Here is a 22,333-nt window from a genome sequence, read left to right on the forward strand (position 1 = left end):
GTCTGGAGAGAATGGAGCGGGTGAAGCGATTCGAACGCTCGACCCCAACCTTGGCAAGGTTGTGCTCTACCCCTGAGCTACACCCGCTCATCGTCGACGGCCTGGGGTAGTCTGTGGCCGAAGGTCGCTGCGTTGCGGCGACGGGCGGTATATGGCCCAAGCCATTTTCAAATGCAACAGGGAAATGTCGGATTTTGAAGAAAAAATTGCAGCGCCTTGCCAGGCCCCGGTTTCTCAGGTGGTTGCGCGCGGGCGGGCGAAGTCCTAATCAGCGGGCGGAGTTATTCGGGACAGGAATCAGGACATGAGCGAAGCGCAGCCGAAGACGGACAAGGACCTCTTTCAGTTTCTCGACGGGCTGGGCATCGTCCACACGACGAAGGAACACGCCCCCGTCTTCACCGTCGCCGAATCCGTCGCGCTGCGCGACGAGATTCCCGGCGGCCACACGAAAAACCTCTTCGTGAAGGACAAGAAGGACAATTACTTCCTGATGACCGTTGAGGAACATGCGACGGTGGACCTGAAGACCATCCATTCCGTGATCGGCGCGGCAAGCCGCGTCTCCTTCGGCAAGCCGGAGAAGCTGATGGAATATCTCGGCGTCATTCCCGGCGCCGTCACCGCCTTCGGCGTCTTCAACGACGCGGGGAAGAACGTGAAGATCATCATCGACGAGGACCTGATGGCCTTCGACACGATCAACTGCCACCCGCTGCGCAACGACGCCACCACCTCGATCGGCTCGAAGGACCTGCTGCGCTTCATCGAGGCGACGGGGCACGAGCCGCTTGTCTTGAAAGTCACGGCCTGACATACGATTTTGGGCACAGACACGCGTTTGACGGCGCTTTGCGCCACAGGAGAGACCCATGAGTGCAGGCGACAACCCCTATGCATCGTCCTATGGCGGACAGATGAACGTTTCGGCGAACTATGGCGGGGCGGCACCGGCGGATGACCTGATCAAGGACACGACGACGGCGAACTTCTCGCGCGACGTGCTGGAGGCCTCGCGCCAGCAGCCGGTCCTCGTCGATTTCTGGGCGCCCTGGTGCGGCCCGTGCAAGCAGCTCCAGCCGCTCATCGAGAAGGTCGTGCGCGAGGGCGCCGGCCGGGTGAAGCTCGTCAAGCTCAACATCGACGACCATCCGTCCATTCCCGGCCAGCTCGGCATCCAGTCCATTCCCGCCGTCATCGCCTTCGTCGGCGGCCGGCCGGTGGACGGCTTCATGGGCGCGGTGCCGGAAAGCCAGATTCGCGAGTTCATCGACAAGGTGGCCGGCCCCGCGGGCGCCGACGAGAAAGCCGAGATCGAGGCCATGCTCGCTGAAGCGAAGACGCTCTTCGACGCGGGCGACCTTGCCGGCGCGGCCGATCTCTACGGCGCGCTGCTGCAGGCCGACCCGGAAAATGCCCCGGCGCTTGCCGGCATCGCCGAATGCATGATCGCCGTCGGCCAGCCGGACAATGCCCGCCAGGCGCTCAGCAACCTGCCGGAAGCGCTTGCCGCCGACCCGGCCATCGCGGCGGTCGCCAGGAAGCTCGACCAGATCGAGGAGGCCCGCAAGCTCGGCGATCCGGCCGCGCTCGAACAGGCGCTTGCGCTGGACCCGGACGATCACACCGCGCGGCTCAACCTTGCCAAGATCCGCAATGTGGAAGGCGACCGCCAGGCGGCGGCCGACCATCTCCTCCATATCATGAAGCGCGACCGCGCCTTCGACGACGACGGTGCGCGCCGCGAACTGCTGCAGTTCTTCGACGTCTGGGGTCCCAAGGACCCGGCGACGATCGCCGCCCGCCGCAAGCTGTCGTCGATCCTGTTCTCCTGAGCCTTTTTTCAGGGCCACGGGCGCGGCGTCCCTTGAGAAACGCCGCGCCTACCCCACATTCGGGAAAGGGCGCGCTGACGAGGGGCGGGAGATGTTTCGCCGCGCTGCGAATTGGGAAGGCAATGCCATGCAGGTGGGAAATGCGCGTTATCTGAAGCCGGAGGATTTGCCCGAGGCCATTCCCGTCTTTCCGCTGACGGGTGCGCTGCTCCTGCCCGGCGGCCAGCTTCCGCTCAACATCTTCGAGCCGCGCTATCTTTCCATGTTCGACGATGCGCTCGCCTCGCACCGGCTGGTCGGCATGGTGCAGCCGGTCTTCGGCGAGCACCGGGCGGAAGAGCCGGCGGGCGAGACGCCCGCGCTCTGCCAGGTCGGCTGCCTCGGCCGCATCACCTCCTTCGCCGAGACCGGCGACGGACGCTACATCGTCTCGCTCACCGGCATCTGCCGCTACAGGTTGCTGGAGGAGGTGCGGAGCGGCAAGTCCTACCGCAGCTTCCGCATCGCCCCCTTCATCACTGACCTTTCGGCCGGCGACGACGAACAAAGCGTCGATCGCGAGGCGTTGCTTTCCGCCTTCAAGGCCTATCTCGACGCCAACAAGCTGGAGGCGGACTGGGAGAGCGTCGAGCGCGCCAGCAACATGACGCTGGTCAACTCCATGGCGATGATGTCGCCCTACGGCCCGGCGGAAAAGCAGGCGCTTCTGGAGGCTCCCGACCTCAAGACGCGGGCGGAAACGCTGATCGCCATCACCGAGATCGTACTGGCGCGCAGCTACGGCGACGTCGACACCCGCCTGCAATAGGACCCGCCCCATGGATGCCAGCACCAGCCGCGTCGATCCAAAGCTGCTCGAACTCCTCGTCTGCCCGCTGACCAAGGGGCGGCTGGTCTACGACGCCAAGGCCGGAGAGCTTGTCTCCGAAAAGGCGAAGCTCGCCTACCCGATCCGAGACGGGATTCCGATCATGCTGATCTCGGAAGCGCGGGAGATCAAGGATTAGATCCTCTGCCCGACCAGCATGCGCGGGTGGCCGCTGCCGGTGGTGCCCTCGGCCTGCCGGATGAAGAAGGACTTCAGGCCCGGCAGGCGGTCGACGACGCCGAGGCCGACGTCGCGCAACACGCGCAGCGGCGTCACGTCGTTGGAGAAGAGGCGGTTCAGGACGTCGGTGGTCATGCCCATGCGGACCGTGTCGAAGCGGCGCCAGGTCTCGTAGCGCTCCAGCACCGAGACGGCGCCGATATCGAGGCCGAGGCGGTCGGCTTCCACGATGGTCTCGGCCAGCGCCGCCACGTCCTTGAAGCCGAGATTGAGGCCCTGGCCGGAAATCGGGTGGATGCCGTGGGCGGCGTCGCCCGCCAGCGCGAAGCGCGGGGCGACGAAGGCGCGGGCGAGCGTCAGGCCGAGTGGGAAGGCGCGGCGGCCATCGACGACCTTCAGCGCACCGAGCTTGTGGCCGAAACGGCGCTCCAGCTCTTCCTCGAAGACGAGATCGTCGCTCTCGACGAGACGGCGGGCATCCTCCGTGCGCTCGGTCCAGACCAGCGAGGAGCGGTTGCCGGTGAGCGGCAGCGTGGCGAAGGGGCCGGCGGGCAGGAAATGCTCTTCCGCCGTGCCCTCGTGCGGGCGCTCGTGCTGGACGGTGGTGACGATGCCGGACTGGCCGTAGTCGAAGCGCACCACCTTGATGCCGGCCATGTCGCGCAGCTTCGAGCGGACGCCGTCGCAGGCGACGAGGAGACGCGTCTGGCGTTCCGTGCCGTCGGAAAGGGTGACGGTGGTGGAATGCTGGCCGGTTGCAAATCCTTCCACGGAGGTCGACCAGCGAATCGATACGCCAAGGGCTTCCGCCTGTTTCAGCAGGCCGGCGGTGATCGCCCGGTTCGGCACCATATGGGCGAAGGGCTGGCCGTCGTCGCCGGAACCGGCGCCCTCGAAGGTGAGGAAGACGGGGCGGACGGGATCGGCCGTGCGCGAATCGGTGATCACCATGCGGCGGATCGGCTCGGCCTCCGGCTCGATCTCGCTCCAGATACCGAGCACGTCGAGCAGGTTGCGCGCGGCGGCGACGATGGCGAAGGCGCGCTCGTCTTTGCGCCAGGCATGATCGGGCGCTGCATCCACCACCTCGACGGCAAGGTGCGGCGCGGCCTTCTTGACGGCGACGGCCAGCGACAGGCCGACATAGCCGCCGCCGGCGACGAGGACGTCGAGCATCTGGGCTTCGGGCATGGCGGTCTCCACGGCGCTTGAGGTCTTTCCTTCCCCTATATAGAGGAGGAGGAAACGCTTTCCTACCTCGGGTCCAAGAGAGGAGCCACGTCCAAATGTCGCGCCAGACCGCCAACCCCGCCATGGATGTTCTCCTTCGGACGCTCGATATCGAGCGGCTGGAAACCCGCCTGTTTCGTGGAGAAAGCCCGCAGGTCGGCTGGCAGCGGGTGTTCGGCGGGCAGGTGATCGGCCAGGCGCTGGTCGCCGCCACGCGCACGGTGGAGGAAAACCGCTTCGTGCATTCGCTGCACGCCTATTTCGTGCGGCCGGGCGATCCCTCCATCCCGATCATCTACGACGTGGAGAACATCCGCGACGGCGGCTCCTTCGCCACGCGCCGCGTCGTCGCCATCCAGCACGACCGGCCGATCTATTTCATGACCGCCTCCTTCCAGGACGACGAGGACGGCTTCGAGCACCAGACGGCGATGCCCGACGTGCCGCCGCCGGAAAAGCTCATCGGCGAGGCGGAGCTGAAGGCGCAGTTCATGGCCGCCGCGCCGCCGCATATCCGCGCCTACTGGGAGCGCCCGCGACCGATCGAGCTGCGCCCGGTCTCGCTGAAACACTATCTTTCCTCGGAGAAGCTCGATCCGCACCAGAACATCTGGGTGCGCACCACCGGGCCGGTGCCCGCCGACCGTCATCTGCAGGCGGCCGTGCTTGCCTATCTCTCCGACATGACGCTGCTCGACACCTCGCTCTTTGCCCACGGCACGTCGGTTCTCGACCGTTCGCTGCAGGTGGCGAGCCTCGACCATGCCATGTGGTTCCACCGCCCGCCCGTCCTCGATGACTGGCTGCTCTACAGCCAGGACAGCCCTTCGGCCTTCGGCGCACGCGGCATGACGCGCGGCGCGATCTACACCCGCTCCGGCACGCTCATTGCCTCGGTCGCCCAGGAGGGGCTGATTCGGAAAAAGGCAACCGCCTAAATTTTACGCGCCATTCCATTGACGACTATTTTTTGAGCATGTGCGGCGGTGAATTTTTGCACCGCAGCATGCCTGCGATTTTTATCGATTTGATTTCAGGCATTTAGCCAAGGCGTTCGAATCTGGCACGCCCCTTGAATGTGTATCTCCAGTCGTTGCGCTGCCAACGGCCAGAGAGATGGCCCCGGCTGGGGACAAGCACGAAGGATGGGAAACCAGATGAAAATCGTAATGGCCATTATCAAGCCGTTCAAACTCGACGAGGTGCGCGAAGCCCTCACCGCCGTCGGCATCCAGGGCCTGACCGTGACCGAGGTGAAGGGTTACGGCCGCCAGAAAGGGCATACGGAAATCTATCGCGGCACCGAATATGCCGTCAGCTTCCTGCCGAAACTGAAGATCGAGATCGCCGTGCCGGGCGACGTTGTCGACAAGGCCGTCGAGGCGATCGCGTCGGCCGCCAAGACCGGCCAGATCGGGGACGGCAAGATCTTCGTCTACTCGATCGACCATGCCGTGCGCATCCGCACGGGCGAAACCGATACCGAAGCCCTTTAAGCAAACGGCCTGTCAGGGAGCCTTTTCAACATGTCTGCATTCACGCTTACCCGCATCCTTCCCCGCGCGGCCGCAGCCGCGGCGGCCCTGCTTGCGCCGGCTGCCGCCTTCGCGCAGGAAACCGCCCCGGCCGCAACGCAGGCCGCAGCCGCCGCGCCCGTTCCGGACAAGGCGGACACCGCCTTCATGTTCCTCGCGACGCTGCTCGTCTTCTTCATGCTGATCCCGGGCCTTGCCCTCTTCTACGGCGGCCTGGTGCGCGCCAAGAACATGCTGTCCGTCCTCATGCAATGCACGGTCATCGGCGCCATGATGATGATCGTCTGGGTGATCTACGGCTACTCCTTCGCCTTCGGCGGCTCGGCGAGCGCCTATTTCGGCGGTTTCGCCAAGGTGTTCCTCACGGGCGTCACCGTCGAGAGCACGGCCGCGACCTTCACGGACGGCGTCGTCATTCCGGAATATATCTTCATGCTGTTCCAGATGACCTTCGCGGCGCTGACGCCCGCGCTGATCGTCGGTGCCTTCGCCGAGCGCATCAAGTTCTCGGCCGTCATCCTCTTCACGCTGCTCTGGTCGACCTTCGTCTACTTCCCGATCGCCCACATGGTCTGGGACGGCAACGGCCTGATCTTCAAGATGGGCGCGCTCGATTTCGCCGGCGGCACCGTCGTGCACATCAATGCGGGCGTGGCCGGCCTCATCGGCGCGATCATGGTCGGCAAGCGCACCGGCTTCGGCAAGGACATGATGGCGCCCCACTCCATGACGCTCACCCTTGTCGGCGCCGCCATGCTGTGGTTCGGCTGGTTCGGCTTCAACGCAGGCTCCAACCTCGAGGCCTCGGGCGGCGCGGTCCTCGCCACCGTCAACACCTTCGTCGCGACGGCCGCCGCGATCCTCGCCTGGTCGGTGGTGGAGACCTTCACCCGCGGCAAGGCCTCGTTGCTCGGCGCCGCCTCCGGCATGATCGCCGGCCTCGTCGCCGTCACGCCGGCTGCCGGCTCCGTCGGCCCGTTCGGCGCCATCGTGCTCGGTCTCATCGTCTCGCCGGTCTGCTACTTCTTCGTCGCCGTGGTGAAGAACAAGTTCGGCTATGACGATACGGCGGACGTCTTCGGCGTCCATGGCGTCGGCGGTCTCATCGGCGCGCTCGGCACGGGCATCTTCACCGCTCCCTCGCTCGGCGGCACGGGCGCGGCGGACTTTTCCATCGCCTCGCAGTTCATGACCCAGCTCACTGCCGTCGCCATCACCATCGTCTGGTGCGCCGTCGGCTCGGCGATCCTCTACAAGATCGTCGACATGGTCGTGGGCCTTCGCGTCTCCGTCGAGGCCGAGCGCGAGGGTCTCGACCTCTCGTCGCACGGGGAAGCGGCCTATCACGCGTAAGCTCCGCGGCGGCCCGCCCGGCCGCCGCATAACTATCCATCGCGGACATGGCTTGCCATATCCGCCTCTGGCCCGGACTTCGGTCCGGGTCTTTTTCGTTTACGCTGCGGAAACCATGATGCGGCACTGCATGGTTAACATGCCATTAAACCTTCCTTCGTAGGGTTCGCAGTCAGGCACTTCCGCGAATCATGCGGATCGTCGCGATTTTCCTTGTGTGGGCACAGGCTGGAACCATGAGCAGAAGCATTTCGGCAGGACTGGACAACCGTCACGACCGTTTCGTTCTGTCGGCATTCGTCTTGCGGCAGATACAGGTCCTCGCCGGGCTCGGCATCTTCGCCGGCCTCGCGCTCGCCATCGCCGCGCTATCCACCTGGAACGTCTCCGATCCCAGCCTCTCCTACGCTTCAGGAGGCGAGCCTAAGAACATCCTCGGCTATCCGGGCGCCGTCTTCGCCGATCTCTTCATGCAGTTCTTCGGCCTTGCCAGCGTCATCGCGCTGCTGCCGGTCGTCGCCTGGGGACTGGCGATGGTGAGCGGCCGGCGCTTCCACCGCATTCCGCAGCGCGCGGTCGCCTGGCTCGGCGGCGCGATCCTCGCCTCCGCCGCGCTCGCCTGCGTGCCGGGGCCCGTGACCTGGCCGCTGCCGACCGGCCTCGGCGGCGTCTTCGGCGACATGATCCTGCGCTTCCCCGCGCTCTTCACCGGCGCCTATCCCACCGGCGTGTTCGCGACCGTCATCGGCTGCATCGTCGCCGTACCCGCCGCCTGGCTGATGGTGTTCAGCGCCGGCCTCGTCGGCGCCGTCCCGGCCGATGACGAGGACGACCATGCGCCCGCTCCGGCCCAGAGCCGCGCCCGCGCGGTGGCCGAGGAAGACGACGAGGACGACGAGCGTGAAGGCCCGCTCACCGTGCTTGCCGGCGCGATGACCCATGCCTGGTACACCGGGCAGGCGCGCGTGCGCCGCATCTTCGGCCTCTCGAACCAGCGCCGCAGGGCGCGCGGCATCGAGCAGCCCTACGATTTCAACGAGGACGAGTTCGGCACGCTGAACGAGCCGGTGCGCGCCCGCGCCGCAAGCCGCACGGCCGAGCGCGTGGAGCCCTCCATGGACGGCCGCCGCGCCGTCGCCGCACCGTCGATCTCGCTCGACGACGACGACCTGCCCTTCGACATGGGCGACGAGCCGCTCGCCCGCCCGAGCGGCATCCTGCCGGACGAGGACGCCGACGACATCGCCGCCGACTGGGCGCCGCGCCGCGCGCCGGCCCGCCAGGCGGAACCTGCCGCAGGTGCCCGCGTCGTCGCCCCCGCCGCGCGGCCGAAGCCCGGCCAGCGCGCCGACCGCGAAGCGCAGACCTCCTTCGTCGGCCCGGACGGCTTCCAGCTTCCGCCGATCCACCTGCTCGCCGAGCCGAGGGGCCAGGTGCGCGACGCGACGCTTTCCGCCGACGCGCTGGAGCAGAACGCCCGCATGCTGGAAGGCGTGCTGGAGGATTTCGGCGTCAAGGGCGAGATCATCCATGTTCGCCCCGGCCCGGTCGTCACGCTCTACGAGCTGGAGCCAGCGCCCGGCATCAAGTCCTCCCGCGTCATCGGCCTTGCCGACGACATCGCCCGCTCGATGAGCGCGATCGCCGCCCGCGTCGCCGTCGTGCCGGGCCGCAACGCCATCGGCATCGAATTGCCGAACCAGAGCCGCGAGACCGTCTTCCTGCGCGAACTCATCGCCAGCCGTGATTTCGAGACCTCGAAGGCCCGCCTCGCCATGGCGCTCGGCAAGACGATCGGCGGCGAGCCGGTCATCTCCGACATCGCCAAGATGCCGCATCTGCTGGTCGCCGGTACCACCGGCTCGGGCAAGTCGGTCGCCATCAACACCATGATCCTCTCGCTGCTCTACCGTCTGAAGCCGGAGCAGTGCCGCCTGATCATGATCGACCCGAAGATGCTGGAACTCTCCGTCTATGACGGCATCCCGCATCTTCTCTCCCCCGTCGTCACCGATCCCAAGAAGGCCGTCGTCGCCCTCAAATGGACGGTGCGCGAGATGGAGGAGCGCTACAAGAAGATGTCGAAGATCGGCGTGCGCAACATCGACGGCTTCAACAGCCGCGTCGAGCAGGCGCTCGCCAAGGGCGAGACGATCACCCGCACCGTGCAGACCGGCTTCGACCGCCAGACCGGCGAGGCGATCTACGAGACGGAAGAATTCGATCTGCAGCCGATGCCCTATATCGTCGTCATCATCGACGAGATGGCCGACCTGATGATGGTCGCCGGCAAGGATATCGAGGGCGCCGTGCAGCGGCTCGCCCAGATGGCGCGCGCGGCCGGCATCCATGTCATCATGGCGACGCAGCGTCCATCCGTCGACGTCATTACCGGTACGATCAAGGCGAACTTCCCGACGCGCATCTCCTTCCAGGTGACGTCGAAAATCGACAGCCGCACCATCCTCGGCGAGCAGGGCGCAGAGCAACTCCTCGGCATGGGCGACATGCTCTACATGGCCGGCGGCGGGCGCATCCAGCGCGTGCACGGCCCGTTCGTCTCGGACGGCGAGGTCGAGGCCGTCGTCGCCCATCTGAAGACGCAGGGCGCGCCGCAATATCTCGACGCCATCACCGAGGACGACGACGAGGACGGCGAGGGCGGCCACGGCCCGGCCGGCACCGCCAACCTCGACGATTCGGACGATCCCTACGACCAGGCGGTGGCCGTGGTGCTGCGCGACGGCAAGGCCTCCACCTCCTATATCCAGCGTCGCCTCGGCATCGGCTACAACCGCGCCGCCTCGCTGATCGAGCGTATGGAGAAGGAGGGCCTGATCGGCCCCGCCAACCACGCCGGCAAGCGCGAGATCCTCGTGCCGACGGAAGACGAAATTTCGGGACGATGACCGGGAACGCGGGGCCTTCCGCGGCGTTTTCTCCGGCAAGTCTCACGTCAGGAGCCAGTGCCATTATGGCGCCGCGTTTGGCTCGCATGACAGACGCATGAAGGAGACCGACATGATCCGATCCGAACACGGCCGGCCGGCCGGCACACTGACCCGCCGCGGCTTCACCGGCCTTCTGGCCTTCACGCTCGCGGCCGGCCTCTCGGTGCTCGCACCCGCGCCCGCCTCCGCGCAGGCGAGCGGCACCGCGCAGAAGATCGCCGATCACTTCGCCTCCGTGAAGACGATGATGGGCGAGTTCGTACAGTTCGGCCCGCGCGGCGAGCAGACCGGCGGCAAGTTCTATATCGACCGTCCCGGCAAGATCCGCTTCAACTATGAGGATCCCTCGCCGATGCGCGTGATTGCCGACGGCAAGTCCGTCGTCATCGGCAACCGCAAGCTCAAGACCTGGGACATCTACCCGCTCTCCAAGACGCCGCTGAACCTCCTGCTCGCCAACAGGATCGACCTTTCCTCCAAGATGGTGCGCGGCGTGAAGGAGGAGGCGGACCTGACGACCATCGTCCTCGGCGACAAGAGCGTGTTCGGCGATTCGACCATCACCATGATGTTCGATCCCAAGACCTATGACCTGCGCCAGTGGACGATCACCGACGCCCAGGGCAAGGACACGTCCGTGATGATCTTCAACGTCAAGACCGGCGTGCCGCTCGACGACAAGGTCTTCTCGATCCCCTACGATGAAATCCGCAACCGCGGCCGCAACTGACGGCGCGAAAGCCTTCCTGCGCGCCGTGAAGTGGTTCCACTCGCCGGCAAAATGCTTTAAGACCCCCGGACGATTTCCCGGGGGCCGGCATGACACTTTCGATCGCGACATGGAACATCAACTCGGTGCGGCTGCGCATGCCGCTCGTCGAGCATTTCCTGAAGACCTATTCGCCGGACGTCCTGTGCCTGCAGGAAACGAAGTGTCCGAACGACCAGTTCCCGTCAAAGCCGCTGAAGGCGCTCGGTTACGAGCATATCGTCATGCATGGCCAGAAGGGCTATCACGGCGTCGCCACCGTCTCGCGCCTGCCGCTGACGGAGATCGTCGAGCGGCGCGACTATTGCGGCGTCGGCGATGCGCGGCATGTCTCGGTGGTCTTCCATCACCGGAACAAGTCGATCCGCCTGCACAATTTCTATGTGCCGGCCGGCGGCGATGAGCCTGACCGCACGATCAATCCGAAATTCGGCCACAAGCTCGATTTCATCGAGGAGATGAAGCTGCTGCACGCGGAGGCCGAGGCGGGCATTTCCTCAATCCTCGTCGGCGACCTCAATATCGCGCCGCTGGAGCATGACGTCTGGTCGCACAAGCAGCTCCTGAAGATCGTCAGCCATACGCCCATCGAGACCGAGGGGCTGATCGACGTGATGACGAAGGGGGCCTGGGTGGACCTGATGCGCCGCAAGGTGCCGGCGGAGGAAAAGCTCTATACGTGGTGGAGCTACCGCTCGGCCGACTGGCAGGCCGCCAACAAGGGCCGCCGCCTCGACCATATCTGGTCCTCCGCCGATCTCGACCCGCACCTTACCAGCATCTCGGTGATCCGCGAGGCCCGCGGTTGGGAACGGCCGTCCGACCACGTGCCGGTTATCGCGGAATTCGATTTCTGAGGGTGCTTGCGAGAGGTTTCACGCTGGCGTCTTTCGGACAAGGATGATCACCTGCGGAAACCGCCCCTCATCCGGCCTGCCGGCCACCTTCTCCCCGCAAGCGGGGCGAAGGAGGTATGTCGCGCCGTTTTCCCCAATCAGCAACCGTTCGTGGGGCAAGTCCCCTCTCCCCGCTTGCGGGGAGAGGTTAGGGTGAACGGCCAATCCAGCCCGCTACGGAGCTTCAGGCGAAGCGGCCCGCCAGCCCCCGCATCCGGGTGATCATCGCCGCAAGGTTCTCGCGGATGCGCGCATCGACCAGCACGGCGACGTCGGGATATTCCTCCAGCATGCGCCGGAAGAGCGGGCGGTTGATGCGGATGACCTCGCTGTCCTCCAGCGCGACCGCCGTATATTTCCGCTCGACGGCGGAGATCATGGCGAGTTCCGAGAGAAGCGTGCCGGCGCCCGCCGTGCCTTCATTACGCGTCGAACCGTCCCGAAGCGTGGATGTCAGCTGGAACGCGCCATAGGCGACGACGAAGCCGCAATCGGCGGACGTGCCCTCGCGAAACAGCGTCTGCCCTTCCACCAGCCGCCGGCGCTCGGCGCCGAAGGCCATCAGCCGCAGCTTGTCGTCGGAAAGGCCGGCGAAGAGCGGCACGCGGGAGAGAAGGGCGATGTCGTCGCTGAGAGCCACGTCGGGCGCTCCTTACTGATTACGGAACGATTTTATACCCGCCGTTCTCTGTCACGAGAATCTCCGCATTGGAAGGGTCCCGCTCGATCTTCTGGCGAAGGCGGTAGACATGGGTCTCCAGCGTATGGGTCGTGACGCCGGAATTGTAGCCCCAAACCTCTTCCAGCAGCACGTCGCGCGTCACCACCTTCTGGTCGGCGCGGTAGAGGTAACGGATGATTGCCGCCTCCTTCTCGGTGAGGCGGATCTTCTGGCCGTTCTCCAGCGTCAGCAGCTTCTGGCCGGGCTTGAACGTATAGGGGCCGACGGTGAAGGTAGCGTCCTCGCTGCTCTCGTGCTGGCGGAGCTGTGCGCGGATACGCGCGAGCAGCACGGCGAAGCGGAAGGGCTTGGTCACATAGTCGTTGGCCCCGGCTTCCAGGCCGAGGATCGTGTCCGAATCGGTGTCATGGCCCGTCAGCATGATGATCGGCGCCTTGAAGCCGCCCTTGCGCAAGAGCTTCACCGCCTCGCGGCCATCCATGTCGGGCAGGCCGACATCCATGATGAGCAGGTCGATCTGGTTGCTGCGCGCCGTCTGGATGCCCTTGCCGGCCGTCGTTTCCTCGAGCGTCGCGAATTCCTCGTAGAGCGAAAGCTGCTCGACGAGCGTCTCGCGAAGGTCGTTGTCGTCGTCGACAAGTAGGATCGTGCGGGATGTCATGCTTTACCTCTCGGCATTCCTCTGGAAAGTAAGGGAACTGGCGCTTTTGGCAAGCCCGCCTGTGGCTTAGCCGATCAGGTTGCCGCATGGCGCGAATATGGCGGACGGAAATGAACCGGATCACATCTCCTGAACATTGCGTGAAGACGATCCTCGTGCGCCCCGCGCCGGGCAGCAAGACCCGTGCCATCGTGCAGGTGGGGCCGCTGCGCATCCCCGCCGCCATCGGCCGCTCGGGCCGCACGAACCGCAAGCGAGAGGGGGACGGGGCGACGCCCATTGCCGCCATGCCGCTTCTTTCCGGTTTTATGCGCGGCGACCGCCTGTCCCTGCCGAAGACCGGCCTGCCGATAAAGCGCATACGCCCGTCCATGCTCTGGTGCGATGAACCGAAGCATCCGAGCTACAACCGGCCTGTCAACGCGCCCTTCCGGCCGAGCCACGAGGAACTGGCACGCAAGGACGAGCTCTACGACATCTGCCTCGTGCTCGACTGGAACGTGTCGGCGCGCCGGCGCAATGCCGGTTCGGCGATCTTCTTCCACCTCATCCGTCCCGGCTACGAGCCGACGGCGGGGTGCGTCGCCATCGCCCGGCGCGACATGCTGCGCATTCTTCCCTATCTCCGGCGCGGAACCGTTCTTCGCGTTCTTTGAAATGACGTGCGGCGCGCCTATATCTGCCTCGACCGTCGCCGGGCTGCAAGGCGCCACGGGAAGCCCTTCGGGTTCAAGCACGCCATCCCTTTTCATGGAGACATTCTGATGAGCGATCAACCGACAATCCTGTTTCACGACGGCAACAGCATTCCCCAGGTCGGCCTCGGCGTCTGGCAGACCCCGAACGAGACGGCCGTGACCGCCGTCAAGGCGGCGCTCGCCACCGGCTATCGTCATGTCGACACGGCGGCGATCTACGAGAACGAGGAAGGTGTCGGCGAGGGTATCCGCGCCTCCGGCGTCGACCGTTCCGAAATCTTCCTGACGACGAAGCTCTGGAATTCCGACCAGGGCCATGACGCGACGCTGAAGGCCTTCGATGCCAGCCTCAAGCGCCTCGGCACCGACTATGTCGACCTCTACCTCATCCACTGGCCGGCGCCGAAGCGCGACCAGTATGTGGCGACCTGGAAGGCCTTCATCCAGCTCCAGAAGGAAGGCCGCGCCCGCTCCATCGGCGTTTCCAACTTCTATCCCGAGCACCTTCAGCGCCTGATCGACGAAACGGGGGTGACTCCGGTCATCAACCAGATCGAACTGCATCCCGACTTCCCGCAGAAGGAGGCCCGCGCCTATCACGACAAGCACCGCATCGTCACCCAGTCCTGGAGCCCGCTCGGCCAGGGCACGCTGCTGGAAAACCCGGTCGTCGCCAAGGTCGCCGCAAAGCATGGCCGCACGCCCGCGCAGATCATCACCCGCTGGCACATCGACAACGGGCTGGTGGTCATCCCGAAATCGGTGACGCCCTCGCGTATCGCCGAGAACTTCAAGGTCTTCGACTTCAAGCTCGACGCCGAGGACATGGCGACCTTCGCGACGCTGGAAAAAGACGGCAAGCGCATCGGGCCGGACCCGATGACGGCGACGTTCTGAGGCGGAAAGCGGGTGGCCTTGGCCGCCCGTTCCACCATACCCGAGATGGCGGCGCTCCTTATGGCAGCGTCTTCGGCGTAATGAAGGATTCGAGGCCGCCCTTGCCGGGTGCGGCTTCGACCCAGCGTTCGATGTTCAGCACAATCACGGCAAGAGCAGCCGTTGTGAATTTCATCCTTAGCCGGCTAATTGCATCCGCATCTCCTGTCGGCGCCAGCAGTTTTGCCAGATCCTCGAAACCGGGATTGTGGCCGATGACGAGCAGCTTTTCGCTTTCCTGCGGCGCGTCGCGGATCACCGTGAGGATCGCCTGCGGCTCGGCCTCGTAGATCGACGGCACCGTGCGGGAGGGGCATGGCTTCGCGAGGGCCGGTTCCACCAGCGCCCATGTTTCCTGCGTGCGCCGTGCGGAGGAGATCAACGCGAAATCCGGCTGGAGGCCCGTTTCGGCCATGTAGGCGCCCATGCGGGGAGCGTCCCGGCGGCCACGGTCGGCGAGGGGGCGGTCGTGATCGGGGACGCCGTCCGGCCAGGCGGACTTGGCGTGGCGGAGCAGGAGAAGCTGCTTCATCGGGATACTCCTAAAAGGAAAAGGCCGGGAGCATGCTCCCGGCCTTTCAGCATATCGGCAAACGCCTGGATTTACTGCCAGTCGCGGATATCGACGAAATGACCGGCAATCGCGGCGGCGGCGGCCATGGCGGGGGAGACGAGGTGCGTGCGGCCCTTGAAGCCCTGGCGGCCCTCGAAGTTGCGGTTCGAGGTGGAGGCGCAGCGCTCGCCCGGCTTCAGGCGGTCGTCGTTCATGGCGAGGCACATGGAGCAACCAGGCTCGCGCCAGTCGAAGCCGGCTTCCTTGAAGATCCTGTCGAGGCCTTCCCGCTCGGCCTGTTCCTTCACGAGGCCGGAGCCTGGAACGATCATGGCATTGACGGTGGGGGCCACTTGCCTGCCTTCGACGACGGCGGCGACGGCACGCAGGTCCTCGATACGGCCATTGGTGCACGAACCGATGAAGACGCGGTCGATGGCGATGTCGGTGATCTTGGTGCCCGGCTTCAGGCCCATATAGTCCAGCGCGCGCCACTTGGACGAACGCTTGGTCTCGTCCTCGATATCATCCGGGTTCGGCACGACACCTTCGACGGAGACGACGTCCTCGGGCGAGGAGCCCCAGGAGACGATCGGCGGCAGGTTGGCCGCGTCGAGCACGACGACGCGGTCGAAATGCGCGCCTTCTTCGGTGTAGAGCGTCTTCCAGTAGTCGAGCGCCATTTCAAGCGCCTTGCCCTTCGGCGCGCGCGGCTTGTCCTTGATATATTCGAAGGTCTTCTCGTCCGGCGCGATGAGGCCGGCGCGGGCGCCGCCTTCGATCGTCATGTTGCAGATCGTCATGCGGCCTTCCATCGACAGCGAGCGGATGGCTTCGCCCGCGAATTCGATGACGTGGCCGGTGCCGCCGGCCGTGCCGATCTCGCCGATGATGGCGAGGATGATGTCCTTCGCCGTCACGCCTTCGGGAAGCTTCCCGTCGACGCGCACCAGCATGTTCTTCGCCTTCTTCTGGATCAGCGTCTGGGTGGCCAGAACGTGTTCCACTTCCGACGTGCCGATGCCGTGCGCCAGCGCGCCGAAGGCGCCGTGCGTGGAGGTGTGGCTGTCACCGCAGACGATGGTCATGCCGGGCAGCGTGAAGCCCTGCTCGGGGCCGACGATGTGCACGATGCCCTGGCGGACATCCTTTTCCGAATAGTATTCGACGCCGAAATCGGCCGCGTTCTTCGCAAGCGCCTCGACCTGGATGCGGCTTTCCTCGTTCTTGATGCCCTGGTGGCGATCCGGCGAGGTGGGGACGTTATGGTCGACGACGGCGAGCGTCTTCTCCGGCGCGCGAACCTTGCGGCCGGTCATGCGCAGGCCTTCGAAAGCCTGGGGAGACGTCACTTCATGGACGAGGTGACGGTCGATGTAGAGAAGACAGGTGCCGTCTTCCTGGCGGCTGACGATGTGGTCGTCGAAAATCTTGTCGTAGAGGGTACGGGGTGCGCTCATGGCTCTTCATCCGCTGGCATGTTGAGGGGGTTCTGGAAATCCGCAGCGCATGGCTGCGGGATCGCGTCTGGAAGCGGCGATCAGGATAGGCGGCTGATGAGCGCCCCGAAGACACGCGCAAAGAAGCGTGCCGGCAGGCGCTTGTGATCCTGCAGCACGACGACATGCTTTTCCGTGCATCCGAACTTGGATTCCATGAACCCGCATATAGCGATTTTTGCGCCTTTCGGCAATTGCGAAGAATCAAGGCGCGATGCCGCGCCTAAGCCGCTTTTCCAGCGCCCGGAGCGCCAGCGAAAGGCCGATGGTCAGGAAGAGATAGACATAGGCGACGATGGAATAGGTCTCGAAGAAGCGGAAGGAGCCGGAGGCATAGACCTTGCCCATCTGGGTGATGTCGGCGACGCCGAGCACGGAGACGAGGGACGAGTCCTTCACCATCGCCACGAAATCGTTGCCGAGCGGCGGCAGGATCACGCGGATCGCCTGCGGGAAGACGACGAGGCGGAAGCGCTGGAAGCGCGAGAGGCCGAGGGCCTTGGCCGCCTCGACCTGCCCCTTGTCCACGGACTGGATGCCGGCGCGGAAAACCTCGGCGATGAAGGCGGAATAGCCGATCATCAGCGCGATGATCGCCCGCCACATCAGCGAGAGGTCGCGCACCTGCACCGGCTCCATGGTGCCGACGGCAACGAGCGGGCCGAGAATGAAATTGACGGCAGCCACCAGCGCCGGTGCGCCGACGAAGGCGATGTAGAACAGGAGGACGAGGATCGGCACCCCGCGGATCACCTCCGTGTAGAAGCGCGCGACCTGGCGCAGCGCCTTGCTTTCGGAGAGCGCCATCAGCGCGACGCCGAGCCCGAGCAGCGTTGCGAGCAGGAAGGCGACGAGAGTCACGAAGATCGTGACCCACAATCCCTTCAGCACCACGCCGAAGACCTGCCGGTAGAGATCGTTCGCGACGATGACGCCCGCAAGCGCCAGCGCGATGACGGCGAGCGCGACCAGCCACCAGGGATAGTCACCCTTCGCCGCGCCGGGGGAAACGGGAGCCATGGCCGCCCGTCACTCCCCCATCTTGTAGTCGAGGAACCACTTCTTATCGAGCGCGCCCAGCGTGCCGTCGGCCTTGAGCGCGGCGATCGCCGCATTGACCGGGGCGACGAGGTCGGAGCCCTTCGGGAAGATGAAGCCGAAATCCTCCGTGCCGAGCGGTTCGCCGACCACCTTGAGCTTGCCGCCCGAGGCATCGACATAGCCCTTGGCCGCGACGCTGTCGGTGAGGACGAGGTCGACGTCGCCGGCCTGCAACGCCTGCACCGTCGCGCCGAAGGTCTCGAACAGCTTGATGCGCGGGTTCTGCTCGTTGCCGTCGAGGATCTCGTAGACGGCGGTGTAGAAGGGCGAGGTGCCGGGCTGGGCGGCGATCAGGCCGTCCTTGAGCGCGGCGAAGCTCTTGGCGTCGGAAAAGCGGTTCTCGTCGGCGCGCACCAGCATGAACTGCTGCGAGCGCATGTAGGGATCGGAGAAGTCCACCTTCTCTTTGCGGTCGTCCTTGATGGTGATGCCGGTCATGCCGATATTGTACTGGTTGTCGGAGACGGCCTGGATCATCGCGTCCCAGGAGGTGTTCTGGTACTCGACCTTGAAGTCGAGGCGCCTGGCGATCTCGTTCATCGCGTCATATTCCCAGCCGATCTGCTCGCCGCTCTTGGGATCGACGAACTGCAGCGGCGGATAGGCGTTTTCCGTGACGACCACGACGGTCCTGCCGCCGAGATCGGGAAGGTCCGAAGCGCATGCCATGGCGGGCGCGAGGGCAACGGCAGCAAGGCCTGCGAGAACGGCGCGGCGGGAAAACATCGAAATACGCTCCTGAATTGTGGCGGCGAAACACTGTCACAGGTGCAGGGCGGCAGGCAAGCATGCCGCTTGCGCGTTAAGGCTTCTCCGTAAAACAAAAAGCCGCCGGCTGGCGCCGACGGCTTTCATGACGGGATGCGCGGCCGGATTATTCGGCGGCGGCTTCCGCAGCCTTTGCGGCTTCGGCAGCTTCAGCGGCGGCCTTCTCGGCGGCAAGCGCCTGAGCGGCTGCAACCTTTTCAGCTTCCAGACGTGCCTTTTCCTCGGCAATGGCCTGGCGCTCGGCGTCATTCAGCTTGCGGGCGCGCGTGCCGGTGTTCTCGACGATACGAGCCGACTTGCCGCGACGATCGCGCAGGTAGTAGAGCTTGGCGCGGCGGACCTTACCGCGGCGGACGACTTCGACGCCTTCGACGAGCGGCGAGTAGATCGGGAAGACGCGCTCGACGCCTTCGCCGTAGGAAATCTTGCGAACGGTGAAGCTCTCGTTGAGGCCACCGCCGGAACGGGCGATGCAGACGCCCTCATAGGCCTGAACGCGGGTACGCGAGCCTTCCGTGACGCGCACGTTGACGCGGACGGTGTCGCCCGGGGAGAATTCCGGGAGCTGGCGCTTGGCTTCGATCTTGGCGGCCTGTTCGGCTTCGAGCTGCTGGATGATGTTCATCGGTCTAACCTTCGGTTCTTCTGAAACAGCCAGAGCGCTCGGCGGTGGCCTTCGAGGTCATGCCTCTCGGGTTGGTCCGTTGCCGGACGGAGCGGATTCGCCATTCTTTGCTTGCAGGTCGGCTGGGTAATCCCAAATCCGTGCGGGCCAATACACCAAACGAGGCGGCTTGTCATCCCCTGCGGCCAAAGAATCGACGGTGGGACCGTCGCCACCCGTCCTTGCGGCTCCTCTGGTGTGACGCTATCACCCTTACGGGAAGAAGAGCGCGGCCCTGCCGGCGCTCCGGGGAGCATCATGACCTTTGCCGACGCCATCTTTCTGTTCGTTGCCGGCTTCCTGTCCGGCGTCGTCAACGCCATCGCGGGTGGCGGCACCTTCCTCACCTTCGGCGCGATGACGATGCTCGGACTGCCGCCCATCCTCGCCAACGCGACCTCCGCCATCACGCAATTTCCCGGTTATATCACGTCCTCGCTCGCCTATGCCCGCGAAATCCGCGCCGACTGGAAGGAGGCGGTCCAGCTGGGGGCTCTCTCGCTGGTCGGCGGCCTCGGCGGGGCCTTGCTGCTGCTTTCGCTCTCCAACCAGTCCTTCCGGGCACTGGTGCCGTGGCTGCTGCTGGCCGCAACCGCCGTCTTCGCCGCGGGGCCCTATCTCAAGCCGAAGACCCTCAGCCCGGAAAAGCCCGTCACGCCGCTCGGGCTGTTCGGCCAGTTCGTCACTTCGATCTATGGCGGCTTCTTCGGCGCGGGCATGGGCATCATGACGCTGGCCGTGCTCGGGCTGACCAAGGGCGGCGACTATCACCGGCTGAATGCGCTGAAGAACTTCCTCGCCGTGGTGATTGCGGCCATGGCCATCGTCGTCTTCGCCAGCGGCAAGGTGGTCGGCTGGCCGCAGGCCGCCGTCATGGTGCCGGCGGCGGGCCTCGGCGGCTGGTCCGGCGTCTGGGCGGCGCGGCGCGTGCCCCAGCCGGTGATCCGCATGCTCGTCGTCGCCGTCGGCCTTGCCCTGACGGCCTATTACTTCTTGACGGGTTGATCGGAGAGAAGGTCCGGCCGACGCTCGAGCGTCAGCTTTTCCGCTTCCTCGCGGCGCCACCTGTCTATGGCCGCGTGGTTGCCCGAGGTCAGCACGCCGGGGATTTCCCGGCCTTCGAAGACCTGCGGACGGGTATAGTGCGGATGTTCCAGCAGCCCGCCCTCGAAGCTCTCGTGCTCGCCGGAAAGCGCATTGCCCATGACGCCGGGCAGAATACGCACGACGGCATCGATGAGGATCATCGCCGCCGGTTCGCCGCCCGAAAGGATGTAGTCGCCGATGGAGACCTCCTCGAGCTGCCGCCCGTCGATGACGCGCTGGTCGACGCCCTCGAAACGGCCGCAAACGATGATCGCGCCCTCGCCGGCCGCAAGTTCGCGCACGCGCTTCTGCGTCAGCGGCTTTCCGCGCGGGCTCATCAGGAGGCGCGGGCGGTCGTCGCCGGCGGAGGCATGGTCGATGGCCTTGGCCAGCACGTCCGGCTTCAACACCATGCCCGCCCCGCCGCCGGCCGGCGTGTCATCGACGGTGCGGTGACGGTCGGTGGTGAAATCGCGGATCTGTACGCAGTCGAGCGACCAGTCGCCGCGCGTCAGCGCCTTGCCGGAGAGAGACTGACCGAGAAAGCCCGGAAACATCTCCGGATAGAGTGTCAGGATGGTGGCGCGGAAAGCCACGTCACTCCCCCTCGCCCTGCGGCGGGCGGCGACGGCGGCTGCCGGGACCGTCCTTGTCGTCATCGACGAGGCCGGCGGCGACGGCGTCGATCAACAGGCGCCCGCCTTCGACGTCGATCTCCAGCACGGCGGCCTCGGAGAAGGGAATGAGCACGGGACGCTTGCCCGGCCCCTTGAGTTCGAGGAGATCGCCCGCGCCGAAATCGAAGATACCCGTCACCTTGCCGTGGCTGCGGCCGGTCGTGTCGACGGCCTCCAGCCCTTCGAGGTCGGCATAGAAGAACTCGTCCTCGTCCAGCTCCTCGTCCGGCAGGTTGTCGCGCTCGATATAGAGATCGAGGCCGTTCAGCGCCTCGGCGGCGTTGCGGTCGTTGATGCCGCGGAAGCGCACGACGACGACGTTCTTCGCCTCGCGCACCTCCAGCACTTCGAAGGACCGGCCGTCCTCGGTGTGGAGATGCCCGTAATCGCCGATGGCGGTCGGGTCGATGGTGTAGGATTTCACGCGGACCTCGCCGCGCAGGCCCTGCGCCGCGCCGACGCTGCCCATGAGGACGGGATTTTCCAGTTTCACCATGGTTCGGTTCCGTGTGGTCTTGCAAAGCCTCTTACGACGTTCGCGCGGAGGCTCCTAGAGCAATTCCAGCAAAAGTGTGCAGCGGTTTCGTGTTCGGAATTGCGGCAGACAAATGAAAACGGGCGGCATGAAGCACGCCGCCCGTCTCCATAAAAAGTCGAGGCAGATTATTCGCCAGCGGCAGCAGCAGCGGCGTCTTCTTCCTTCTGCTTCTTTTCGGCGGCGCGCTCGAGAGCCTTCTTGCCCGGCTTTGCCTTGTCCGGGTTGTTGCGGGCTTCGCGCTTCAGGACGCCGGCGTCGTCGAGGAAGCGGGCAACGCGGTCGGTCGGCTGGGCGCCCTTGGCGAGCCATTCCTTGGCGCGGTCGGCGTCGATCTGGACGCGGGTCGCGTCTTCCTTGCCGAGCATCGGGTTCCAGGAACCGATCTTGTCGAGGAAGCGGCCGTCACGCGGGGAGCGGGCGTCGGCAACGACGATCTGGTAGTAGGGGCGCTTCTTGGAACCGCCACGGGCGAGACGAATCTTCAGGGACATGTCATTTCTCCTTGGGTAGATGGGCCGCTTTTCAAGCGGTGTGGTTTGCGCCGCCATGTTCGGCGGCAATGGCTTCATGATGCCGGATCACCTCGCGGATGATGAAGTTCAGGAACTTCTCCGCGAAATCCGGATCCAGATTGGCATCCTTCGCCAGGCGGCGAAGGCGTTCGATCTGGTATTCCTCGCGCGCCGGATCGGCCGGCGGCAGTTCATGCGTCGCCTTCAGCACGCCCACCGCCTTGGTGCAGCGGAAGCGTTCGGCGAGCATATGGACGAGGGCGGCGTCGATATTGTCGATCGACTGCCGGTATTCCCCCAGTTGCTGCTTGACCTTCGGATCGATCGTCATGCGGCGTTCC

The 22,333-nt window shown here is 65.4% G+C and carries 25 protein-coding genes and 1 tRNA gene; 13 read left to right on the top strand and 13 right to left on the bottom strand.

The window, feature by feature from the left end; translation table 11 throughout:
- Positions 1-12: 12 nt before the first annotated feature.
- Positions 13-87: transfer RNA gene (locus DSD28_RS18010), tRNA-Gly, on the bottom strand.
- A gap of 217 nt (positions 88-304) precedes the next feature.
- Here DSD28_RS18010 and DSD28_RS18015 point away from each other — a divergent pair.
- From DSD28_RS18015 to DSD28_RS18030, 4 genes are all read left to right on the top strand, one after another.
- Complete coding sequence (locus tag DSD28_RS18015) at positions 305-814, top strand: prolyl-tRNA synthetase associated domain-containing protein (protein WP_119257811.1); 510 nt, start codon at positions 305-307, stop codon at positions 812-814.
- 58 nt (positions 815-872) lie between these two features.
- Entirely contained in the window at positions 873-1,835 is a 963-nt protein-coding gene (gene trxA / locus DSD28_RS18020) for a thioredoxin (RefSeq protein WP_119257812.1), read from the top strand.
- Between the two features lie 127 nt (positions 1,836-1,962).
- Entirely contained in the window at positions 1,963-2,643 is a 681-nt protein-coding gene (locus tag DSD28_RS18025; protein WP_119258006.1) for an LON peptidase substrate-binding domain-containing protein, read from the top strand.
- A gap of 10 nt (positions 2,644-2,653) precedes the next feature.
- Positions 2,654-2,842 carry a Trm112 family protein gene (locus DSD28_RS18030; RefSeq protein WP_119257813.1) on the top strand — a complete coding sequence of 63 codons (189 nt, stop codon included), beginning with the start codon at positions 2,654-2,656 and terminating at the stop codon, positions 2,840-2,842.
- Here DSD28_RS18030 and DSD28_RS18035 read toward each other — a convergent pair.
- Positions 2,839-4,059, bottom strand: coding sequence for a ubiquinone biosynthesis hydroxylase (locus tag DSD28_RS18035; RefSeq protein WP_119258007.1), 1,221 nt, complete (start codon positions 4,057-4,059; stop codon positions 2,839-2,841). The genes DSD28_RS18030 and DSD28_RS18035 overlap by 4 nt on opposite strands.
- A 110-nt stretch (positions 4,060-4,169) precedes the next feature.
- Here DSD28_RS18035 and tesB point away from each other — a divergent pair, with 110 nt between their 5' ends.
- The 6 genes from tesB to DSD28_RS18065 all read left to right on the top strand — a co-directional run bounded on the left by tesB (position 4,170) and on the right by DSD28_RS18065 (position 11,578).
- Complete coding sequence (tesB, locus tag DSD28_RS18040) at positions 4,170-5,051, top strand: acyl-CoA thioesterase II (RefSeq protein WP_119257814.1); 882 nt, start codon at positions 4,170-4,172, stop codon at positions 5,049-5,051.
- A gap of 207 nt (positions 5,052-5,258) precedes the next feature.
- Positions 5,259-5,609: a P-II family nitrogen regulator gene (locus DSD28_RS18045; RefSeq protein ID WP_162911452.1), complete on the top strand. Its 351-nt coding sequence runs from the start codon at positions 5,259-5,261 to the stop codon at positions 5,607-5,609.
- Positions 5,610-5,639: 30 nt separating this feature from the next.
- The gene (locus DSD28_RS18050; protein ID WP_119257816.1) at positions 5,640-7,001 is read left to right on the top strand and encodes an ammonium transporter; all 1,362 of its coding nucleotides are present in this window, start codon (positions 5,640-5,642) and stop codon (positions 6,999-7,001) included.
- 236 nt (positions 7,002-7,237) lie between these two features.
- Positions 7,238-9,910, top strand: a complete 2,673-nt coding sequence (locus tag DSD28_RS18055; protein ID WP_119257817.1) for a DNA translocase FtsK — start codon at positions 7,238-7,240, stop codon at positions 9,908-9,910.
- A gap of 97 nt (positions 9,911-10,007) precedes the next feature.
- The gene (locus DSD28_RS18060; protein ID WP_413251104.1) at positions 10,008-10,682 is read left to right on the top strand and encodes an outer membrane lipoprotein carrier protein LolA; all 675 of its coding nucleotides are present in this window, start codon (positions 10,008-10,010) and stop codon (positions 10,680-10,682) included.
- A gap of 89 nt (positions 10,683-10,771) precedes the next feature.
- A complete protein-coding gene (locus DSD28_RS18065) occupies positions 10,772-11,578 on the top strand; it encodes an exodeoxyribonuclease III (protein ID WP_119257818.1) in 807 nt (268 codons plus the stop codon).
- A gap of 223 nt (positions 11,579-11,801) precedes the next feature.
- Here DSD28_RS18065 and DSD28_RS18070 read toward each other — a convergent pair whose 3' ends face one another.
- Positions 11,802-12,257: a cyclic nucleotide-binding domain-containing protein gene (locus DSD28_RS18070; RefSeq protein ID WP_119257819.1), complete on the bottom strand. Its 456-nt coding sequence runs from the start codon at positions 12,255-12,257 to the stop codon at positions 11,802-11,804.
- Between the two features lie 19 nt (positions 12,258-12,276).
- Complete coding sequence (locus DSD28_RS18075; protein WP_119257820.1) at positions 12,277-12,960, bottom strand: response regulator transcription factor; 684 nt, start codon at positions 12,958-12,960, stop codon at positions 12,277-12,279.
- A 110-nt stretch (positions 12,961-13,070) separates the two neighbouring features.
- On the opposite strand from DSD28_RS18075, the gene DSD28_RS18080 reads away from it, so the two are divergent.
- On the top strand, positions 13,071-13,616 hold the full coding sequence (locus DSD28_RS18080; RefSeq protein WP_119257821.1) for a L,D-transpeptidase family protein: 546 nt from the start codon (positions 13,071-13,073) through the stop codon (positions 13,614-13,616).
- 108 nt (positions 13,617-13,724) lie between these two features.
- Positions 13,725-14,555, top strand: a complete 831-nt coding sequence (locus DSD28_RS18085) for an aldo/keto reductase (protein ID WP_119257822.1) — start codon at positions 13,725-13,727, stop codon at positions 14,553-14,555.
- A 58-nt stretch (positions 14,556-14,613) separates the two neighbouring features.
- Here DSD28_RS18085 and DSD28_RS18090 read toward each other — a convergent pair whose 3' ends face one another.
- The 5 genes from DSD28_RS18090 to rplS form a co-directional block, all read right to left on the bottom strand.
- Positions 14,614-15,126, bottom strand: coding sequence for a SixA phosphatase family protein (locus tag DSD28_RS18090; protein ID WP_119257823.1), 513 nt, complete (start codon positions 15,124-15,126; stop codon positions 14,614-14,616).
- 71 nt (positions 15,127-15,197) lie between these two features.
- Positions 15,198-16,607 (bottom strand): 3-isopropylmalate dehydratase large subunit, encoded by a 1,410-nt coding sequence (gene leuC, locus DSD28_RS18095; protein ID WP_119257824.1) that lies wholly within the window; start codon positions 16,605-16,607, stop codon positions 15,198-15,200.
- A 243-nt stretch (positions 16,608-16,850) separates the two neighbouring features.
- Positions 16,851-17,666 (bottom strand): amino acid ABC transporter permease, encoded by an 816-nt coding sequence (locus DSD28_RS18105; protein WP_119257825.1) that lies wholly within the window; start codon positions 17,664-17,666, stop codon positions 16,851-16,853.
- A 9-nt stretch (positions 17,667-17,675) separates the two neighbouring features.
- Positions 17,676-18,473, bottom strand: coding sequence for a basic amino acid ABC transporter substrate-binding protein (locus DSD28_RS18110; RefSeq protein WP_119257826.1), 798 nt, complete (start codon positions 18,471-18,473; stop codon positions 17,676-17,678).
- A 148-nt stretch (positions 18,474-18,621) separates the two neighbouring features.
- Entirely contained in the window at positions 18,622-19,140 is a 519-nt protein-coding gene (gene rplS, locus DSD28_RS18115; protein WP_119257827.1) for a 50S ribosomal protein L19, read from the bottom strand.
- A gap of 297 nt (positions 19,141-19,437) precedes the next feature.
- On the opposite strand from rplS, the gene DSD28_RS18120 reads away from it, so the two are divergent.
- Positions 19,438-20,184 (top strand): sulfite exporter TauE/SafE family protein, encoded by a 747-nt coding sequence (locus tag DSD28_RS18120; RefSeq protein ID WP_119257828.1) that lies wholly within the window; start codon positions 19,438-19,440, stop codon positions 20,182-20,184.
- Here DSD28_RS18120 and trmD read toward each other — a convergent pair.
- The 4 genes from trmD to DSD28_RS18140 form a co-directional block, all read right to left on the bottom strand.
- Positions 20,166-20,861, bottom strand: a complete 696-nt coding sequence (gene trmD, locus DSD28_RS18125; RefSeq protein WP_119257829.1) for a tRNA (guanosine(37)-N1)-methyltransferase TrmD — start codon at positions 20,859-20,861, stop codon at positions 20,166-20,168. The two genes, DSD28_RS18120 and trmD, sit on opposite strands and share 19 nt — an antisense overlap.
- Position 20,862: 1 nt before the next feature.
- Positions 20,863-21,438 (bottom strand): ribosome maturation factor RimM, encoded by a 576-nt coding sequence (gene rimM / locus DSD28_RS18130; protein ID WP_119257830.1) that lies wholly within the window; start codon positions 21,436-21,438, stop codon positions 20,863-20,865.
- Positions 21,439-21,605: 167 nt separating this feature from the next.
- A complete protein-coding gene (gene rpsP / locus DSD28_RS18135) occupies positions 21,606-21,971 on the bottom strand; it encodes a 30S ribosomal protein S16 (protein WP_119257831.1) in 366 nt (121 codons plus the stop codon).
- Positions 21,972-22,002: 31 nt separating this feature from the next.
- Positions 22,003-22,323: a chorismate mutase gene (locus DSD28_RS18140; protein WP_119257832.1), complete on the bottom strand. Its 321-nt coding sequence runs from the start codon at positions 22,321-22,323 to the stop codon at positions 22,003-22,005.
- Positions 22,324-22,333 lie beyond the last annotated feature (10 nt).

The organism is Shinella zoogloeoides (genome assembly GCF_003574625.1).
GTDB classification, from domain to species: domain Bacteria; phylum Pseudomonadota; class Alphaproteobacteria; order Rhizobiales; family Rhizobiaceae; genus Shinella; species Shinella zoogloeoides_A.

Coding starts and splice junctions, on each gene's coding strand:
- DSD28_RS18050 (WP_119257816.1), top strand. CDS start 5,640: ATGTCTGCATTCACGCTTACCCGCATCCTTCCCCGCGCGGCCGCAGCC.
- DSD28_RS18140 (WP_119257832.1), bottom strand. CDS start 22,323: ATGACGATCGATCCGAAGGTCAAGCAGCAACTGGGGGAATACCGGCAG.
- DSD28_RS18080 (WP_119257821.1), top strand. CDS start 13,071: ATGAACCGGATCACATCTCCTGAACATTGCGTGAAGACGATCCTCGTG.
- DSD28_RS18120 (WP_119257828.1), top strand. CDS start 19,438: ATGACCTTTGCCGACGCCATCTTTCTGTTCGTTGCCGGCTTCCTGTCC.
- DSD28_RS18085 (WP_119257822.1), top strand. CDS start 13,725: ATGAGCGATCAACCGACAATCCTGTTTCACGACGGCAACAGCATTCCC.
- DSD28_RS18015 (WP_119257811.1), top strand. CDS start 305: ATGAGCGAAGCGCAGCCGAAGACGGACAAGGACCTCTTTCAGTTTCTC.
- rplS (WP_119257827.1), bottom strand. CDS start 19,140: ATGAACATCATCCAGCAGCTCGAAGCCGAACAGGCCGCCAAGATCGAA.
- tesB (WP_119257814.1), top strand. CDS start 4,170: ATGTCGCGCCAGACCGCCAACCCCGCCATGGATGTTCTCCTTCGGACG.
- trxA (WP_119257812.1), top strand. CDS start 873: ATGAGTGCAGGCGACAACCCCTATGCATCGTCCTATGGCGGACAGATG.
- rimM (WP_119257830.1), bottom strand. CDS start 21,438: ATGGTGAAACTGGAAAATCCCGTCCTCATGGGCAGCGTCGGCGCGGCG.
- rpsP (WP_119257831.1), bottom strand. CDS start 21,971: ATGTCCCTGAAGATTCGTCTCGCCCGTGGCGGTTCCAAGAAGCGCCCC.
- DSD28_RS18035 (WP_119258007.1), bottom strand. CDS start 4,059: ATGCTCGACGTCCTCGTCGCCGGCGGCGGCTATGTCGGCCTGTCGCTG.
- DSD28_RS18075 (WP_119257820.1), bottom strand. CDS start 12,960: ATGACATCCCGCACGATCCTACTTGTCGACGACGACAACGACCTTCGC.
- DSD28_RS18045 (WP_162911452.1), top strand. CDS start 5,259: ATGGGAAACCAGATGAAAATCGTAATGGCCATTATCAAGCCGTTCAAA.
- DSD28_RS18065 (WP_119257818.1), top strand. CDS start 10,772: ATGACACTTTCGATCGCGACATGGAACATCAACTCGGTGCGGCTGCGC.
- DSD28_RS18060 (WP_413251104.1), top strand. CDS start 10,008: ATGAAGGAGACCGACATGATCCGATCCGAACACGGCCGGCCGGCCGGC.
- DSD28_RS18055 (WP_119257817.1), top strand. CDS start 7,238: ATGAGCAGAAGCATTTCGGCAGGACTGGACAACCGTCACGACCGTTTC.
- DSD28_RS18105 (WP_119257825.1), bottom strand. CDS start 17,666: ATGGCTCCCGTTTCCCCCGGCGCGGCGAAGGGTGACTATCCCTGGTGG.
- DSD28_RS18090 (WP_119257823.1), bottom strand. CDS start 15,126: ATGAAGCAGCTTCTCCTGCTCCGCCACGCCAAGTCCGCCTGGCCGGAC.
- DSD28_RS18110 (WP_119257826.1), bottom strand. CDS start 18,473: ATGTTTTCCCGCCGCGCCGTTCTCGCAGGCCTTGCTGCCGTTGCCCTC.
- DSD28_RS18025 (WP_119258006.1), top strand. CDS start 1,963: ATGCAGGTGGGAAATGCGCGTTATCTGAAGCCGGAGGATTTGCCCGAG.
- leuC (WP_119257824.1), bottom strand. CDS start 16,607: ATGAGCGCACCCCGTACCCTCTACGACAAGATTTTCGACGACCACATC.
- DSD28_RS18030 (WP_119257813.1), top strand. CDS start 2,654: ATGGATGCCAGCACCAGCCGCGTCGATCCAAAGCTGCTCGAACTCCTC.